This window comes from Streptomyces sp. NPDC004134 (assembly GCF_042874195.1).
GTDB lineage: Bacteria > Actinomycetota > Actinomycetes > Streptomycetales > Streptomycetaceae > Streptomyces.
In genome coordinates this window covers 118,055-134,896 of the sequence record NZ_JBIAMS010000011.1, presented here as the reverse complement: position 1 = coordinate 134,896, position 16,842 = coordinate 118,055, and the positions used below count along the sequence as shown (strand labels likewise).

The window sequence follows — 16,842 nt, the reverse complement described above, 5'->3', positions numbered from 1 at the left end:
CGGGGGCGGGGGCCGAGTCAATGCCTTGTCCGATCATTCTGACCCGCGGCTACCCGCGAGTCACCCCGTGGGTCCCCGCCAGGTCAGCCCCGGTCGAGCAACTGGAACTCGAAGCTGTAGCGCGAGGCCCGGTAGAGATGCGAGCCGAACTCCACCCCGCGCCCCGTGTCGTCGTACGTGAACCGCTCCATCGTCAGCACCGCCGCGCCCTCCTCCTCGCCCAGCCGCTCCGCCTCCGCGGCCGTCGCGGGCCGGGCGCCGACCCGCTGGCGGGCGCTGTGCAGCGCGATGCCGGCGGCGCGCAGCACCCGGTAGAGCCCCGTCGCCTCCAGTTCGTCCGCGCGCAGCCCGACCAGCGCGGCGGGCAGGTGGTTGCAGAGCACGGCGACCGGCTCGCCGTGGGTCAGCCGCAGCCGGTCCACCCGGACGACGTCGGTGCCCTCGGCGATGCCGAGGGCCGCGGCGACGTCCGCGGTGGCCTTCACCTCGGCCACCCCCAGCACCCGGGTGGCGGGGCGCTGCCCGGCGGCCTCCAGGTCGTCGTAGAGGCTGGTCAGGCCGAGCGGGCGGCGCACCTGGCTGTGCACGACCTGGGTGCCGATGCCCCGCTTGCGCACCAGCAGCCCCTTGTCGACCAGCGACTGGATGGCCTGCCGCACGGTGGGCCGGGACAGGCCGAGCCGGGCCGCCAGTTCGATCTCGTTGCCGAGCAGGCTGCCGGGGGTCAGCGCCCCCTGCTCGATCGCCGCCTCCAGTTGCTGGGACAACTGGAAGTACAGCGGGACCGGGCTGCTGCGGTCCACACCGAGCCGGAGGGCCGGGACGGGGCCTGTGCCGCGCTTCGTCACGCTCCGGAGCGTAACGGTCGGGCCGGGCCACCGGAAGGCTTCACGTCAGGTTGTCCTGACAATTGACAATCCCGCTGGCCACGGGAGATTTTGAGGCCATGCGCATCGGACTCCTCGGCACCGGCAGGATCGGCGCCTTCCACGCGGCCGCGCTGCGGCGGCACCCCGACGTCACCTCCCTCGTCGTCACCGACGCGGACCCGGCGCGGGCCGCCGAGGTCGCGGCCCGTACGGACGCCGAGGCGGTCGCGACGCCCGCCGAGGCGCTGGCCGCGGGGGTGGACGCGGTGGTGATCGCCGCCGCCACCGCCGCGCACGCGGAGCTGCTGGGGGCGGTGGCGCGGGCCGGTCTCCCGGTGTTCTGCGAGAAGCCGATCGCCGTCGACCTGGCGGGCACCCGGGCGGCGCTCGCGGAGGTCGAGGCGGCCGGGATCGTGCTGCAGATGGGCTTCATGCGCCGCTTCGACGCGGGGTACGCCGCGGCCCGCGAGGCGGTGCGCGGCGGGCGCCTGGGGCGGCTGCACACCGTGAGGACCGCCACCTCCGACCCGGCGCCGCCGCCGGCCGCGTACCTGCCGCTGTCCGGCGGGCTGTACCGGGACTGCGTGATCCACGACGTCGACGCGCTGCGGTGGGTGACGGGCCGTGAGGTCACCGAGGTGTACGCGGCGGGCTCGGACGCGGGCCCGGCGATGTTCCGCGAGGCCGGCGACGTCGACACCGCGGCGGCGCTGCTCACCCTGGACGACGGCACGCTGGCCACCGCGACGGCGACCCGCGTCAACGGGGCGGGCTACGACGTGCGGATGGAACTGGCGGGCGAGCGCGACCAGATCGCGGTGGGCCTGGACGAGCGGACGCCGCTCACCTCCGTCGAGCCGGGCGCGCCCGCGCAGACCGGCAAGCCGTGGCAGGGCTTCCTGGAGCGCTTCGGCCCGGCGTACGAGGCCGAGCTGGCGGCGTTCGTCCGGGTGGTCCGCGGCGAGCTGGCCAACCCGTGCGACGGCGCGGAGGCGCTGGCGGCGCTGCACGTGGTGGAGGCATGCGAACTCTCCCGCCGCGAACGCCGCCCGGTCCGCGTCGAGGAGATCGCGGCCGCGCCGTAACCCTCCGGGCGGGAAGCCGGGGCCCGCGTCAGACGGGTGGCGACTGCGGGACCGTCGGCTGCACGCGCGGGTCCGACGGCGGCGGGGAACCTGTGCGTCAGGAACGTCGCGTTCCAGAGCCTGCCGCGGCGCTGCGCGCGCCGCGCCCCTCTCCGGGCCTCCGCGACGATCCGCGCCAACTCGCCGCGGAGATGGCTCGTGCGCGTGCCGTCGCCTTCGCCGTCTGCGATCGCCGGGGCGCCCGCCCCGGCGGGAGCCGTCAGGCCGGGGTGAGGCGGGAGAGGAGGTCGGTGGCGCGTTTGGCGACCTCTTCGCGGTCGCCGCCGGAGAGGGCCGAGCCCATGCCGACGGCCACCGCGCCCGCGGCGATCCAGTCGGGTGCCTCGGCGATCGAGATGCCGCCGGTGGGCAGCACCGCGGCCTGCGGCAGCGCGGCCCGTACGTCCTTGACCCAGCCCGGCTCGTGCGCCGAGGCCGGGAAGAGCTTCATGACGTCCACGCCCAGCTCCAGCGCGCGCACCATCTCGGTCGGCGTGGCGACGCCCGCGAAGACCGGGATGCCGTAGCGGTGCGCGGTGGCGACCACGTCGGCGTCGAGGTTGGGCGCGACGAGGTAGCGGGCACCGGCGTCGACGGCCAGCCGCGCCGAGGCGGCGTCGAGGACCGTACCGGCGCCGATGACCGCCTCCGTGCCGACCTCGCGGCGCAGCGAGCTGACCAGCTCCAGCGCGAAGGGCGTGGTCAGCGAGATCTCCAGACTGCTGATCCCGGCGGACAGCAGCGAGTCGGCGGTGGCGGCGGCACCGTCGTAGGTGTCGCTGCGGACGATGGCGACGACCCGCTGTTCCAGCGCGGCCCGGGTGATCTCCCAGCGGTACACGGTGTTTCCTCCGGCTGTTCTCTCTGGGCGTCTCCGAGCGGTGCGCGGTGCTGCGCTGCTCCGGCGCGGGTACGGCCGTACGTCTCGAACGGTCCTGGCGCTCAGCGGTGGACCGAGTCGCCGCCCGCGGTGAACGCGGCCAGGGCGCGGTCCCGGGCGGCCGCGGTCGGCAGCCCGTCGGTGTCGGTCACGGTCTGGATGACGAGGGCGGCGACGCAGGCGCCCTCGGCGAGCGCACGGTCCAGCGGCAGGTCCCGCAGCCGGGCGGAGAGGAACCCGGTGGCGAAGGCGTCGCCGGCGCCGACCGGGTCGGCGAGCTGCACGTCGTACGGCGGCTGGTCGACGCGCTCGCCGGCGGCGGTGAGCGCGGTGGCGGTGTGGTCGGCGCGCTTGATCACGACGGTGTCCGTACGGCCGCGCAGCAGCCGCGCGGCGGCGTCGTCGGCGGGCTCGCCGGTCAGCATCTCCAGCTCGTCGTCGCCCGCGAGCAGCAGGTCCGCCTCGGCGAGCAGCGGTCCCACGACCTCGGCCCAGCGTTCGGGTCCGGCGAGCTTGCGGCGGACGTTGGGGTCGAAGGAGACCAGGGCGCCGGCCGCACGGGCGAGTTCGATCAGCTTGACCGTCGCCTCGGCGGCGGACGGCGACAGGATCGGCGTGATGCCGGAGACGTGCAGCACCCGCACGCCCTCGACGACCTCGGGGCTGATGTGCTCGGGGGCCAGGCGGGAGGCGGCGGAGCCGGCGCGGTAGTACTGCACGTCGATGGCGCGCTGCGGGTGGCTGTCGCGCAGCAGCATGCCGGTGGGCGCGTCCGGGTCGACGTCCGCGTACGACACGTCCACGCCGTCCGCGCGGAGTTGGGCGAGGACGGCCTCCCCCGCGGGGTCCGCGCCGACGCGGCCGAACCAGCGGGCCCGGTGCCCGAGCCGGGAGAGCCCGGCGGCGACGTTCGACTCGGCGCCGCCGATGGCGCGGCGGAAGTTCACGGCGCGCGCCAGCGGCATCCCGGGCTCGGCCAGCATCAGCAGCATGGCCTCGCCGCAGGTCAGCACCTCCGGTGCGGGTTCCGCCATCAGTTCCTCCACGGTGGTGGGGCACCTTCGTGCTCCGATTCGTGCTCCGAACGTTATCCCGGGCGGCGGCCGCGCCGGTATGGCGGGGGCACAGCGGCGGCCCCGGCGAACGGCCCGTTCGGGGCGCCGGGGACGACGTGAGTCCATGCCGGAGCGCGGGTAAGTCCATTGCCTCCGGGGCCGGTCGGGGTGACGCTCGACGCTGAGTGACGTGTGCACTACACCCCCGAGATCCCGGAGGTTCCGGATGCCCGTCCCCCGCCCGGCCGTCGTCGGCGCCGTACTCCTGGCCCTGGGCTTGAGCCCGCTCGCCGTGCCGCCGGCCGCCGGCGCGCCACCGCCGCCGGCCGGGGCCGGCGACATCAGCCCGACCCCGCGCTCCGTCGAGGCGCGCGCCGACAGCGTCACCGTGAGCCGCACCGTCACCCTCGTCACCGGTGCCGAGCCCGACGGGCCCGCGCTCGCCGTCGCGGAGAAAGCGCTGCGCGACGCGGGGGCCGAGGACGTACGGCGTACGGCGACCGCGCCGGACGAGAGCCGCGGGCTCACCGTCTACCTCGGCGGCCCCGACGCCAACCCCGCCTCCGCCGCCGCCCTCGGCGCCCTCGGCGTCGAGGGCCCCGCCGGGCTGCCCGCCGACGGCTACGTCCTGGCCGCCGGCACCGCGGAGCCGGCCGGCGGCACCCCCGGCGGCGACGGCATCGTGCTCGCCGGCACCGACGCCACCGGCACGTACTACGCCGCCCAGAGCCTGCGCCAGCTCCTCCCCCACCGCGACTCCCCCGGCACCCGCGTCGCCGGCACCGCCGTCCGCGACTGGCCCGGCACCGGCTGGCGCGGCGCCATCGAGGGCTTCTACGGCGTCCCCTGGTCCCACGAATCGCGCCTGGACCAGCTCTCGTTCTACGGCGAGCACAAGATGAACATCTACGTCTACTCGCCCAAGGACGACCCGTACCTGCGCGAGCGCTGGCGCGAGCCGTACCCGGCGGACGAACTCGCCCGCATCGCCGAGCTGGTCGAGCGCGCCCGCGCCAACCACGTCGAGTTCACCTACGCCCTCTCCCCCGGCCTGTCGGTCTGCTACAGCTCCGACGCGGACGTGCAGGCACTGAACGACAAGTTCCAGACGCTGTGGGACATCGGCGTCCGCACCTTCGCCGTGCCGCTGGACGACATCAGCTACACCGACTGGAACTGCGCCGCCGACGAGGAGCGCTTCGGCACCGGCGGCGGCGCCGCGGGCGCGGCCCAGGCGCATCTGCTCAACCGCGTCAACCGCGAGTTCATCCGCACCCACGACGGCGCCGAGCCGCTGCAGATGGTGCCGACGGAGTACTACGACACCACCCCGTCCCCGTACAAGAAGGCGCTCGCCGAGCAGTTGGACGAGGACGTGCTGGTGGAGTGGACCGGCATCGGCGTCGTCGCGCCCGTGATGACCGTCGCGCAGGCGCGCGACGCCCGCGAGGTGTTCGGCCACCCGATCCTGACCTGGGACAACTACCCGGTCAACGACTACGCGCAGCAGCGGCTGCTGCTCGGCCCGTTCAACGGCCGGGAGAAGGGGCTTCCGGGCGAGCTGGCCGGGATCACCGCCAACCCGATGAACCAGGCCGCCGCGTCGAAGATCGCGCTGTACACGGTCGCCGACTTCGCCTGGAACGACGCCGCGTACGACGCGCGGGAGTCCTGGGCCGGTGCGCTCGCCGAGCTGGCGGGCGGCGACCGGCGCACGACCGCCGCGCTCCGCGCCTTCGCCGACGCCTCGTACGGCTCGGCGCTCAACCCCGGGCAGGCGCCGGAGCTGTCGGCGGCCATCGCCGCGTACTGGGACCGCGGCGGGGACGACGCCCTGGACGACGCGCTGGCCGCCCTGGAGGCCGCGCCCGGGGTGCTCCGCGACCGGCTGCCCGACCGGGCGTTCGTCGAGGAGTCGGGCCCCTGGCTGGACGCCACCCGCGACTGGGGCACCGCGACCCGCACCGCCCTGCGGATGGTCGAGGCCGCCCGCGACGGCGACGGCGACCGCGCCTGGCGGCTGCGGCAGCGGCTGCCGGAGCTGGTGGACCAGGCCAAGTCGCACATCTACACCGGGCTCGGCGGGCGCGAGGTGAAGGTCGTCGTCGGCGAGGGCGTGCTGGACGCCTTCGTCGCGGACGCCGCGGCGGCGCACGACACCTCGCTGGGGCTGCCCCCGCGGCCGAAGGGCGCGACGAACCTCGGCACGTACCAGGGCAACACCGTGGACCGGATGACGGACGGCGACGACTCGACGTTCTTCTGGAGTGACGGGGCACCGCGCGCCGGCTCGTGGGTGAGCGTGGACCTGCACGGCGAGCGGGAGATCGGCGGGGTAACCCTGGCGATGGCCAAGTCCGGCAGCCCGAACGACTACATCCAGCAGGGCGTGCTGGAGTACTCGGCGGACGGCGAGACCTGGAAGGAGCTGGCGGCGTTCTCCGGGAAGCCGGACGTCGAGGTGACGGCGCCGGAGGGCACGAAGGCGCGGTACGTGCGCGCGAGGTCGACGGCGGGGCAGGGCAACTGGCTGGTGGTACGGGAGTTCACCGTCGCCGGCGGCGGCTCGGCCACGACGGCCGGCGGTCCGCCGGCGGCCGAGGGCAGCTCCCTGGCCGCCGCGGCGGACGGCAACACCGCCTCCGTCTACCGCGCCGCGCGGGCGCCGCAGGCGGGCGAGTCACTGGACATCCGCTTCGCGGAGCCGCGCGCGGCGAAGTCCCTGGTCGTGCTCCGCCCGCAGAGCGCGCCGACCGCGGGCGCGACGGTGCAGATACGCAACGAGCCGGACGGCCCGTGGCGTACGGCGGGCACGCTGGCCGGCGCGTACACCGAAATCCGCGTCCCGGGCGCGACGGTGGCGGAGGTCAGGCTGCGCTGGTCGGGCGGGGGGGCGGTGCCGCAGATCACGGACGTGGGGGTGACGGGAAGCTGAGGCCCGGCAGCGGCCCGGCTGCGAGCCGTACCAGCAGCCGGGCCACCGCGGCCACCGGGCCCGCCCGCACCCGCGGACGCGCGATCGCGGGTGCGGGCGGGCCGGTCAGGCGACCGCAGGTCCGCGACCGCAGGTCCGCGACCGCAGGCGCCGGGGCGGCAGAGCCGCCCCGGCGCCCCCGCGTCTCTCGACCCCCGCCGCGCTCCTACGGCGTCCGCTCCCTCACCCCTCCCCGGCCGCCGCCGGCGTCAGGCTCCCGTGCAGTCGCAGTCGCGAGATCCCCCCGTCCGGATGGATGTCGATGCGGGCGTGGGTGCCGACCGCCGTCGCGGGGAGCACGAAGCGGTGGTTGGTGTCCGGCTGGAGGCGCGTGCGGGGCAGGATCTCGGTCCACTCACCCGCGGGGCCGTCCCGTAGCGACACCGCCGCCCAGCCCGCCGCGTTGCCCTTCAGATACGCCGTGTCTATCTCCACCGCCCGGATCTCCCCCCGGCCCGCGAGCGCGTAGCGGATCCAGTCGTGGCCCGTGTCGCGGCGCCGCCGCGTCTCCCAGCCGTCGTCCATCTGCCGCGAGCGGCCCGGCCGGATGGTGTTGACCGGCGGGGAGTAGAAGCGGTCCGAGGCGTCCTCGACCCGGCCGCCGTGCTCCAGCGCGACGAGGTCGAAGGTGCCGAGCGCCGCCAGCCACGCCGGGTCCGGGACGACCTCGCCGTGGACGCGCAGCCGCGCGATCCCCCCGTCGGGGTGCTGGCGCAGCCGCAGATGCGTGAACCGCCGTCCCCCGGCGACCGCGAAGCCGTTCGCGGCGTGGCCGCCGACCTCCGTCCGGGACACCAGCTCCGTCCACCGCACCCCGGCCTCGAGCAGCGCGCCTGGCGACGGCGTGCCGGGGACCTCCGCGCCCTCGACGCTGACGGACTGCGGGTGGTTGCCGCGGAAGTGGGCGGTGTCCACGACGATGCCGCGTACGACGCCGGGGGCGCCGAGGCGTACCAGCGCCCAGTCGTGGTCGCCCGCGGCCGGGTGCGGGGCCTCGGCGGTGGCGCCGCGGCGGCGCCTGGTCTCCCAGCCGTCCATGACCTTCCCCTTGTGGCCGAACGCGGCCGGGTCGAACTCCGCCCGCTCCGGCCGCAGCAGGTTCTCGCGCGGGGCGAAGAACTCGTCGTTCGCGGCGATCACCGCGCCGCCGAGGCGCCGGTCGGCGAGGTCGGGCAGGGCGGCGAAGGCGAAGTCGGCGGTGCGGTAGTCGGCGTAGGGGTCGCCGCCGCCGTACGGGGCGGCGGCGCCGGTGAAGCGGGTGATCTGGGCGGTCATGCCTGCTGCTGCCTTTCGTCCCGGTCGGTACGGCCGAGGAGCCGGCCGCGGGGTTCGGTGTGCGCGCCGCCGTGGTGGATGCGGCGGCCGCGGAGCCAGGTGGCGCGTACGACGCCGTGGAGCCTGCGGCCCGCGTACGCGGTGACGCGGTTCCTGTGCTCCAGGCCCGCGGGGTCGACGGTGAAGGCGGCGTCGGTGTCGAGGACGGCGAAGTCCGCGTCGCGGCCCGGCTCGATGGCGCCCTTGGCGGTGAGCCCGGCGAGCCGGGCGGGGCCCGCGGCCATCCAGCGGGCGACGTCGGCGAGCCCGTGGCCGCGGCGGCGCGCCTCGGTCCAGACGGCGGGCAGGCCGAGTTGGAGGGAGGAGATGCCGCCCCAGGCCGTGGCGAAGTCGCCGGTCTTCAGCTCGGCGGTGGCCGGGGAGTGGTCGGAGACGACGCAGTCGACGGTGCCGTCGGCGAGGCCCGCCCACAGCAGGTCCCGGTTGCCGGCCTCCCGTATGGGCGGGCAGCACTTGAACTCGGTGGCGCCGTCCGGGATCTCCTCCGCGGTGAGGGTGAGGAAGTGCGGGCAGGTCTCGGCGGTGACGGGCAGCCCGGCGCGGCGGGCGGCGGCCAGGGCGGGCAGCGCGTCGGCGGAGGAGAGGTGCAGGACGTGGACGCGGGTGCCGTGGCGCTCGGCGAGGGCGATGACCCGGGCGACGGCCCGGTTCTCGGCGGCGCGCGGGCGGGAGGCGAGGAAGCCGGCGTAGCCGGGGCCTGCGACCTGCGGGGCGCCGTCGAGCACATCGGGGTCCTCGGCGTGCACGACGAGCAGCGCGCCGAGGCGGGCCGCCTCGGCGGCGGCCAGCTCCAGGTCCGTACCGGCGAGCCGCGGGAACTCCTCGACGCCGGACGGGGAGAGGAAGCACTTGAAGCCGAAGACGCCGGCGGCGTACAGCGGCGCGAGGTCGGCGGTGTTGCCGGGGATGGCGCCGCCCCAGAAGCCGACGTCGACGTGCGCGCGGGGGCGGGCCACGGCCTGCTTGACCGCGAGTGCCCCGGTGCCGGTGGTCGGCGGCAGGCTGTTGAGCGGCATGTCGATCAGGGTGGTGATCCCGCCCGCGGCGGCGGCCCGGGTGGCGGTGGCGAAGCCCTCCCACTCGGTGCGGCCGGGGTCGTTGACGTGCACGTGGGTGTCGACGAGGCCGGGGAGCAGCGCGTCGTCGCCGCAGTCCTCGGCGCGGGCACCGGGTGGCGGGGGCGTCTCGTACGGCAGCACGGCGGTGATCCGGCCGCCCGCGACCGCGACGGCGGCGGGCCGCACGCCCCCGGGGGTGACGACGCGGCGTGAGCGCAGCAGCAGTTCGGCGTCCGGCACGCGGTCTCCTCTCGGTGGCCCACAGCTTCAACGTTCTGTTGAATTGCACTGTCGTCGCGGGCGCCCGCCCTCGTCAAGGGCCGGTTCGCGGGCGGTTTGGCGGATTCCACATGCTGAAAGCCGGATTCCGGACCGTTAAGCTGCGGTCGCACCCGTACGGAAGGAACCGCGAACGTGCCCCGCAGCACCGATGAGCCAAGGCCGCCCGCAGGCGGCGGCGTCCAGTCCCTGGAGCGCGCCTTCGACCTGCTGGAACGGATGGCCGACGCCGGCGGCGAGGTGGGGCTGAGCGAGCTGGCGGGCAGCAGCGGGCTGCCGCTGCCGACCATCCACCGCCTCATGCGCACCCTGGTCGCCACCGGCTACGTACGCCAGCAGCCCAACCGCCGCTACGCGCTGGGCCCGCGGCTGATCCGGCTCGGCGAGAGCGCGTCCCGGCTGCTCGGCACCTGGGCGCGGCCGCATCTGGCGCGGCTGGTGGAGGAGACCGGCGAGACCGCGAACATGGCGCTGCTCGACGGCGACGAGGTCGTGTACGTCGCGCAGGTGCCGTCGCGGCACTCGATGCGGATGTTCACCGAGGTCGGACGGCGGGTGCTGCCGCACTCGACCGGGGTCGGCAAGGCGCTGCTCGCGCATCTGCCGGACGAGGAGGTACGGGCCCTGCTGGCCCGTACCGGCATGCCGGCGGCGACCGACAAGACGATCACCTCGCCCGACGTCTTCCTCAAGGCGCTGGCCGCCGTCCGCGCGGACGGCTACGCGGTGGACGACAACGAGCAGGAGATGGGCGTGCGCTGCCTGGCCGTCGCGGTGCCGGACGCGCCCACCGCGGCGGCGGTCTCGATCTCCGGGCCCGCGGGCCGGGTGACCGAGGCCGCGACGGAGCGGATCGTGCCGGTGCTCCAGGAGGTCGCGCGGGAGCTGTCGGCGGGCCTGACGGACGCGACCGCGGGCGCGGACTGACCGCGGCGGGACGGCCGATGACGCGACACACCACCGGGCACGGGCACGTCGGATGAACGCGACCACCGGATCCCACGGCAGCGGCCCCGCGGTCGCCGGCCTGCTGCTCGCCGCGGGCGGCGGGCGGCGGCTCGGCGGGCGGCCCAAGGCGCTGCTGCCGGCCGGTCCCGACGGGCGGCCGCTGGTGGAACGGGCGGCCGCAGCACTGCGGGCGGCGGGCTGCGCGCCGGTGCACGTGGTGCTGGGCGCGGCGGAGGAGGCGGTACGGGCCGGAGCGCGGCTGGCCGGCTGCGTACCGGTGTCGAACCCGGACTGGGAGTCGGGCATGGGCTCGTCGCTGCGCGCCGGTCTGGCGTCGCTGGAGCCGACGGCCGCCGCGGCGGCGGTGGTGCTGCTGGTGGACCAGCCGCGCGTCGGGCCCGCGGCGATCGCGCGCGTGGCCGCGGCGTACGCCGCCGGGGGCGCCGGGTTGGCGGCGGCCACGTACGACGGGGTGCGCGGCCACCCGGTGCTGCTGGCCCGCCCGCGCTGGCCGGAGGTCGCGGCGGGCGCCACCGGCGACCGGGGCGCCCGCGACGTGCTGGCCCGCGCGGCGCGCCGCGGCGAACTGGCCCTGGTGGAGTGCGGCGACGTCGCGGCGCCCGACGACGTGGACACGCCCGCGGATCTGGCGCTGCTCGACGAGCCGCGGGCAGGCTGGCACTGAGCGCCATCCGACCCGTACCGAAAAGACTCTCGATGTCAACAGACCGTTGAACTTCCGGGATAAGGAAACTATTCTCCACAGGCCAGAAGGGTTCGGAATTCGCTTCCGGCCGCCCACGCCACGTTCCGCTGCGCCCGGCACCCCGTGCCGCCAAGGAGTGACAGCCATGTCCGCAGTCGTCGCCGCCGCCGAGCCCGCGCCCCGCCAGGACGAGGTCCTCACCGACGCCGCCCTCGCCTTCCTCGGCGAACTCCACCGCCGGTTCACCCCGCGCCGCGACGAACTCCTCGCCCGCCGCGCCGAACGCCGCGACGGCATCGCGCGCACCGCCACCCTCGACTTCCTCCCCGAGACCGCGGCCGTCCGCGCCGACGACACCTGGCGCGTCGCCCCCGCCCCGGCCGCGCTGGAGGACCGCCGGGTGGAGATCACCGGTCCCACCGACCGCAAGATGACGATCAACGCCCTCAACTCCGGTGCCAGGGTGTGGCTCGCCGACTTCGAGGACGCCTCCGCACCCACCTGGGAGAACGTCATCGGCGGCCAGGCCAACCTCATCGACGCCTACGAGCGCCGCATCGACTTCACCGACCCCGCCTCGGGCAAGTCCTACGCCCTCAGGCCCGCCGCGGAGCTGGCGACCGTCGTCACCCGGCCCCGCGGCTGGCACCTGGACGAGCGCCACCTCACCGTCGACGGCCGCCCCGTGCCCGGCGCGCTCGTCGACTTCGGGCTGTACTTCTTCCACAACGCCCGGCGGCTGCTCGACCTCGGCAAGGGCCCGTACTTCTACCTGCCGAAGACCGAGTCGCACCTCGAAGCGCGCCTGTGGAACGAGGTGTTCGTCTTCGCCCAGGACTACTGCGGCATCCCGCAGGGCACCGTGCGGGCCACCGTCCTGATCGAGACGATCACCGCCGCGTACGAGATGGAGGAGATCCTCTACGAGCTGCGCGACCACGCCTCCGGCCTCAACGCCGGCCGCTGGGACTACCTCTTCTCGATCGTGAAGAACTTCCGCGACGGCGGCGCCGCGTTCGTACTCCCCGACCGCAACGCGGTCACGATGACGGCCCCGTTCATGCGCGCGTACACCGAACTCCTCGTCCGCACCTGCCACAAGCGCGGCGCCCACGCCATCGGCGGCATGGCCGCCTTCATCCCCTCCAGGCGGGACCCCGAGGTCAACAAGGTGGCGTTCGAGAAGGTCAAGGCGGACAAGGACCGCGAGGCACACGACGGCTTCGACGGCTCCTGGGTCGCGCACCCGGACCTGGTGCCCCTCGCGAGGGAGTCGTTCGACGCGGTGCTCGGGGAGCGGCCGCACCAGAAGGACCGGCTGCGCGAGGACGTGTCCGTGGCCGCCGCCGACCTGATCGCCGTCGACTCCCTGGACGCGCGGCCGACGTACCCGGGCCTCGTCAACGCCGTGCAGGTGGGCATCCGTTACATCGAGGCGTGGCTGCGGGGCATGGGCGCCGTGGCCATCTTCAACCTCATGGAGGACGCCGCCACCGCGGAGATCTCGCGGTCGCAGATCTGGCAGTGGATCAACGCGGGCGTCGTCTTCGACGACGGCCGGGCGGTGACGGAGGAACTGGTGCGGCGGATCGCGGCGGACGAACTCGCCGGCATCCGCGCGGAGCTGGGGGCGGAGGCGTTCGCGGCCGGGCGGTGGCAGCAGGCGCACGACCTGCTGCTGCGGGTGTCGCTGGACGCGGACTACGCGGACTTCCTGACGCTGCCCGCGTACGAACTGCTGGACTGACACGGGCGGCGCGCCGGCGGGGTCCCCTCTGGCGGAACGGGGGCCCTACATGGTCGCATGCTGCCTTGACTCCTCCTCCTCGTGAACGAGGAAGATTCCTGACTCACGTTGCCTGCCCTTCGGCGGGGGTGCAGGTCTTACACGATCAGCGCCAGCCGGGGTGAAGACCAGCCCGGACGAGCATCACGCGGGCGGAGTTCTTGTCCCGGGGCCGGGACACTCCGCACGCGGTACACGTATACGTTCGTTCCGAGAGAGGCAGGGCGTGCTTGGTTCTCGCTCCGCAGTCTGCGCAATCCATGGTGGTGTGCACCGGGTGCACCAGGTGCACGATCCGGCCGTGTTTGCGGCCCATCTCGAGCAGGGCGGCCTTGGTGGCGCCGATCGCCGCGTCAGCGGCCTTACGGGCCATGGCCGACTTCGCGAGGAACCTCGGGCGGAAGTCCTCGACGGCCAGGGCGTCATGGTCACGGACCACCTTCTTGGCCCACTTGCGGGCGGTGTCCTGGCGTTGCCGGGCGACCTTCTTGTGGAGCTTGGCGGCATGCCGCTGCGCTTCGCGGTAGCCGTTCGATGCGGCCTGCCCGCGCTTCGGCTTCCTGCGGGCCATCATCCGCTGGTACTTCGCCAGCTTCTGCGCAGCCGCCTTTCCGTGCTGCGGGTGGGGAAGGTCGTGGTCGTCGGACGAGGTGACGGCGGTCTGCTTGACACCCCAGTCGATACCGATCACACGCCCGGTGACGGGAAGCTGCTCCGTCACAGCCGGGACGACGAAGCTTGCCCACCAGTGCCCCACCGCATCCCGGTACACACGCACCGAACTGGGCGGCTTGTGCAGTTCCCGCGACCACACCAGACGTACGACGATCCCGCCCGCCAGGTGCAGACGGCCGTCCTTGAGGCGGAACCCGCGCCGGGTGTATTCGAGGGTGGGCAGCGCCTCGCGCTTCTTCTTGTACTTCGGCATCCCAGCCCGCTGTCGCATCGGCAACCCGGCCTTGATGTCCTTCAGCGCCTTGCCCCGGGACCTTCCGAAGTCGCGTACCAACTGCTGCTGCGGAACACTGGCCCCCTCGCGCAACCACGGAGTGCGGGCGCGGGCCTCGGTCAGCATCGCCGCGAGCTGCACCGGCCCGCACGTCGCCTTCCCGCCCGTCGCCCGATTGTGCTGGTGCACCTGCTTCGACTTGGCGACGCACTCATTCCACACCCAGCGCACCCGGCCCCACTCAGCTTCAAGAGCCGTACGCGCCGTGGACGACAAGCGAAGACGAAAGGTGTACCGGGCGTGCCCGGCCACCTCCGTCGCCACTTCCGTCGTCACGCATCAGAACCTACCCGAGGGGACTGACAGTTGACCCCCATTGCGCTTGGTGGTGTCCCCTGCCAGCAGTCTTGGTGGACACCGAATTACCCTGACGGCAACTCGGCTCTCCGTGCCCCGCACGCGCAGGAGCTTCGTTTCCTCCTCCGCCTGAAGCCGGGTGTATCCACGAAGGAGACCTGATGACCGACGAGACGACCGAGCACGACTCCCCCGACCCCGGTGCCGCCTCCGGAGCCGGCGCCCGCGCCGCCGTCGCCGGGCGCTTCCGCGACCTGCTCGACGACCTCGACCGGACCTCGGGGACGGCGGTCGCGGACGCCGCCACGCTGATCCTGGACGCCGTCGCCGCGGGCGGGCTGGTGTACGCGGCCGGGGCCGGGCACTCGCTGGCGATGGTCTGCGAGACGTTCTACCGGGCGGGCGGGCTGGCCTGCGTACGGCCCGTGTGGGACCCGGAGATCCTGCCGCTGAACGGCGCGACGGCGAGCACGGCCGCGGAGCGGCGGCCGGGTTCGGGGCGGGCGACGGTGGAGCGGGTGAAGCCGGGTCCGCGGGACGTGGTGGTGGTCTTCTCCACCAGCGGCCGGAACCCGTATCCGGTGGAGATCGCGCAGGAGTGCATGGCGCGGGGGGTGCCGGTGGTGGCGGTGACGTCGATGCCGGCGTCGGCGAGCGCGACGGCGCGGTCGAGCACGCGGCTGGCGGACCACGCGACGGTGGTGCTGGACACCCGCGTACCGCCGGGCGACGTGGTGCATCCGCAGGAGTCGCCGCGCACGGCGGCGGTGTCGACGGTGCTGGGGGCGTACACGTGGGCGCTGCTGCTGGCTGAGCTGGACGAGCGGGCGGCGGAGCGGGGGGTGGAGCTGCCGCGGTGGGTGAGCGCGAACGTCCCGGGCGGCGACGAGGCCAACCGCCGCAACTTCACCCACTACGGAGACCGCATCCCGGAGCTGTAGCCGGGGGCGGGGGGCGGGGTCGTTCCCCTGTCCCCGCCCCTTCCCGAAAATCAGGGGCGGAGCCCCCGGACCCCCACGAGGCTCCCGACCCCGGGTTCGAGCCGGGAGTTCCAGTTCCGCCGCCGGGCCCCGGCCGGGGCCGTCCCCCCGGCCGGGAGTCTGTGGTTCCCCTCAGTCGCCCGCCGCCAGCCGCGCCAGTCTCCTCGCCTCTTTCCTCGTCACCGCCGCCACCGACTCCTCGTCGACCGTCACCAGCCGGCCCTCCTCCACCACCGGCTTTCCGTCGACCAGCGACAGCGTCACCGGTGCCGGCGCGCCCAGGACCAGGGCCGCCACCGGGTCCGCGATCGACGCGTGGGCCAGGCCGTCGAGTCTCCACAGCACCAGGTCCGCCAGCTTGCCCGGCTCCAGGGAGCCGATCGCGTCCGCGCGGCCCAGGACTTGGGCACCGCCGTACGTGGCCAGGCGCAGCGCCTGGCGGGCCGTCAGGGCCTTCTCCCGGTGTGCGCCCAGCCTGTTGATCAGCAGCGCGTTGCGCAGCTCCGTGTGGAGTTCACCGGACTCGTTCGACGCGCTGCCGTCCACGCCCAGGCCGACCGGGATGCCCGCCGCCAGCATGTCCGGGACGCGCGCGATGCCCGCCGCCAGGCGGGCGTTGGACGACGGGCAGTGGGCGACGCCCGTACGCGTGCGGGCGAAGGCCGCTATGTCGGCGTCGGTCATGTGGACGCAGTGGGCCATCCACACGTCGTCGCCCAGCCACCCCGTGGACTCGAAGTAGGCCGTCGGGCCCATCCCGAACCGCTCGTGGCAGAACTTCTCCTCCTCCACCGTCTCGCTGCCGTGCGTGTGCAGCCGTACCCCCTTGCGGCGGCCCAGTTCCGCGCCCTCGCGCAGCAGTTCCGCGGAGATGGAGAACGGCGAGCACGGCGCCGCCGCGACCTGCACCATCGCGTCGTACGACGCGTCGTGGTACGCGTCGACGACCGCCTCCGTGCCCGCCAGCGCGCCGTCCAGGGTCTCGACCGCGAAGTCCGGCGGCAGGCCGCCGGACGACTCGCCGAGGTCCATCGAGCCGCGGGCGAAGGTGAAGCGCAGGCCGGTCTCGCCCGCGGCGCGGATGATCGCGCCGGAGAGGTCCCCCGCGCCGCGCGGGTAGACGTAGTGGTGGTCCATCGCCGTGGTCACGCCGCCGCGCGCGAGCACCGCCAGCGAACCCCGTGCCGCCGCGTGGCACATCGGCTCGTCGATGCGCGCCCAGGTGGGGTAGAGGGCGACGAGCCAGTCGAAGAGGCTGGCGTCCTGGGCGAGGCCGCGGGTGAGCCACTGGTAGAAGTGGTGGTGGGTGTTGACGAGTCCGGGCGTGGCCAGGTGGCCGGCGGCGTCGATCCGGCGTGTCACGCCGGCGAGTCCGGCGGGCGCCGGGCCCGCGCCCACCGACTCGATCCGGTTGTCCGCGACGACGACGTGCCCGGAGGCGTACTCCGTGCCCGCCGTGTCCACGGTGGCGATCGCGCAGTTCTCGACGACGGTGCGGCGTGCTGCCATGGGTTCCTCGGCTTCCTTCACCGGCGGCGGGTG

At 74.7% G+C, this 16,842-nt stretch carries 12 protein-coding genes and 1 pseudogene; 6 read left to right on the top strand and 7 right to left on the bottom strand.

The window, feature by feature from the left end; all coding sequences use genetic code 11:
- Positions 1-83: 83 nt before the first annotated feature.
- Positions 84-848: a GntR family transcriptional regulator gene (locus ACFYVJ_RS16465; RefSeq protein WP_388891665.1), complete on the bottom strand. Its 765-nt coding sequence runs from the start codon at positions 846-848 to the stop codon at positions 84-86.
- 98 nt (positions 849-946) lie between these two features.
- Between ACFYVJ_RS16465 and ACFYVJ_RS16460 the strand changes: the two genes are divergently transcribed.
- Positions 947-1,954 (top strand): Gfo/Idh/MocA family oxidoreductase, encoded by a 1,008-nt coding sequence (locus ACFYVJ_RS16460; protein ID WP_388891663.1) that lies wholly within the window; start codon positions 947-949, stop codon positions 1,952-1,954.
- Positions 1,955-2,213: 259 nt separating this feature from the next.
- Here the strand turns inward: ACFYVJ_RS16460 and ACFYVJ_RS16455 are convergent, their stop codons facing one another.
- On the bottom strand, positions 2,214-2,834 hold the full coding sequence (locus ACFYVJ_RS16455; RefSeq protein WP_388891660.1) for a bifunctional 4-hydroxy-2-oxoglutarate aldolase/2-dehydro-3-deoxy-phosphogluconate aldolase: 621 nt from the start codon (positions 2,832-2,834) through the stop codon (positions 2,214-2,216).
- Positions 2,835-2,935: 101 nt separating this feature from the next.
- The gene (locus tag ACFYVJ_RS16450) at positions 2,936-3,907 is read right to left on the bottom strand and encodes a sugar kinase (RefSeq protein WP_388891832.1); all 972 of its coding nucleotides are present in this window, start codon (positions 3,905-3,907) and stop codon (positions 2,936-2,938) included.
- A 247-nt stretch (positions 3,908-4,154) separates the two neighbouring features.
- On the opposite strand from ACFYVJ_RS16450, the gene ACFYVJ_RS16445 reads away from it, so the two are divergent.
- Positions 4,155-6,863 carry a beta-N-acetylglucosaminidase domain-containing protein gene (locus ACFYVJ_RS16445; protein WP_388891658.1) on the top strand — a complete coding sequence of 903 codons (2,709 nt, stop codon included), beginning with the start codon at positions 4,155-4,157 and terminating at the stop codon, positions 6,861-6,863.
- A gap of 222 nt (positions 6,864-7,085) precedes the next feature.
- Here ACFYVJ_RS16445 and alc read toward each other — a convergent pair whose 3' ends face one another.
- The gene (alc, locus tag ACFYVJ_RS16440; RefSeq protein ID WP_388891656.1) at positions 7,086-8,177 is read right to left on the bottom strand and encodes an allantoicase; all 1,092 of its coding nucleotides are present in this window, start codon (positions 8,175-8,177) and stop codon (positions 7,086-7,088) included.
- Complete coding sequence (gene allB / locus ACFYVJ_RS16435) at positions 8,174-9,535, bottom strand: allantoinase AllB (RefSeq protein WP_388891653.1); 1,362 nt, start codon at positions 9,533-9,535, stop codon at positions 8,174-8,176. Before allB ends, alc begins: the two co-directional genes overlap by 4 nt.
- A 174-nt stretch (positions 9,536-9,709) precedes the next feature.
- On the opposite strand from allB, the gene ACFYVJ_RS16430 reads away from it, so the two are divergent.
- The 3 genes from ACFYVJ_RS16430 (at position 9,710) to aceB (ending at position 12,975) form a co-directional block, all read left to right on the top strand.
- The gene (locus ACFYVJ_RS16430) at positions 9,710-10,501 is read left to right on the top strand and encodes an IclR family transcriptional regulator (RefSeq protein ID WP_388891650.1); all 792 of its coding nucleotides are present in this window, start codon (positions 9,710-9,712) and stop codon (positions 10,499-10,501) included.
- 52 nt (positions 10,502-10,553) lie between these two features.
- Positions 10,554-11,207 (top strand): NTP transferase domain-containing protein, encoded by a 654-nt coding sequence (locus tag ACFYVJ_RS16425; RefSeq protein ID WP_388891647.1) that lies wholly within the window; start codon positions 10,554-10,556, stop codon positions 11,205-11,207.
- A gap of 166 nt (positions 11,208-11,373) precedes the next feature.
- The gene (gene aceB / locus ACFYVJ_RS16420) at positions 11,374-12,975 is read left to right on the top strand and encodes a malate synthase A (protein ID WP_388891644.1); all 1,602 of its coding nucleotides are present in this window, start codon (positions 11,374-11,376) and stop codon (positions 12,973-12,975) included.
- Positions 12,976-13,104: 129 nt separating this feature from the next.
- Here aceB and ACFYVJ_RS16415 read toward each other — a convergent pair.
- Positions 13,105-14,299 (bottom strand): annotated as a pseudogene (locus ACFYVJ_RS16415) (RNA-guided endonuclease InsQ/TnpB family protein); the annotation flags it as partial.
- 182 nt (positions 14,300-14,481) lie between these two features.
- Here ACFYVJ_RS16415 and ACFYVJ_RS16410 point away from each other — a divergent pair.
- Positions 14,482-15,261 (top strand): SIS domain-containing protein, encoded by a 780-nt coding sequence (locus ACFYVJ_RS16410; RefSeq protein ID WP_388891641.1) that lies wholly within the window; start codon positions 14,482-14,484, stop codon positions 15,259-15,261.
- 171 nt (positions 15,262-15,432) lie between these two features.
- On the opposite strand, the gene ACFYVJ_RS16405 is transcribed toward ACFYVJ_RS16410, so the two are convergent.
- Positions 15,433-16,809, bottom strand: coding sequence for an 8-oxoguanine deaminase (locus ACFYVJ_RS16405; protein WP_388891638.1), 1,377 nt, complete (start codon positions 16,807-16,809; stop codon positions 15,433-15,435).
- Positions 16,810-16,842: the final 33 nt, after the last annotated feature.

Bases quoted from the DNA above. Each gene is read 5' to 3' on its own strand.
- ACFYVJ_RS16460 (WP_388891663.1), top strand. From the start codon at position 947: ATGCGCATCGGACTCCTCGGCACCGGCAGGATCGGCGCCTTCCACGCG.
- ACFYVJ_RS16450 (WP_388891832.1), bottom strand. From the start codon at position 3,907: ATGGCGGAACCCGCACCGGAGGTGCTGACCTGCGGCGAGGCCATGCTG.
- ACFYVJ_RS16445 (WP_388891658.1), top strand. From the start codon at position 4,155: ATGCCCGTCCCCCGCCCGGCCGTCGTCGGCGCCGTACTCCTGGCCCTG.
- alc (WP_388891656.1), bottom strand. From the start codon at position 8,177: ATGACCGCCCAGATCACCCGCTTCACCGGCGCCGCCGCCCCGTACGGC.
- ACFYVJ_RS16425 (WP_388891647.1), top strand. From the start codon at position 10,554: ATGAACGCGACCACCGGATCCCACGGCAGCGGCCCCGCGGTCGCCGGC.
- aceB (WP_388891644.1), top strand. From the start codon at position 11,374: ATGTCCGCAGTCGTCGCCGCCGCCGAGCCCGCGCCCCGCCAGGACGAG.
- ACFYVJ_RS16410 (WP_388891641.1), top strand. From the start codon at position 14,482: ATGACCGACGAGACGACCGAGCACGACTCCCCCGACCCCGGTGCCGCC.
- ACFYVJ_RS16405 (WP_388891638.1), bottom strand. From the start codon at position 16,809: ATGGCAGCACGCCGCACCGTCGTCGAGAACTGCGCGATCGCCACCGTG.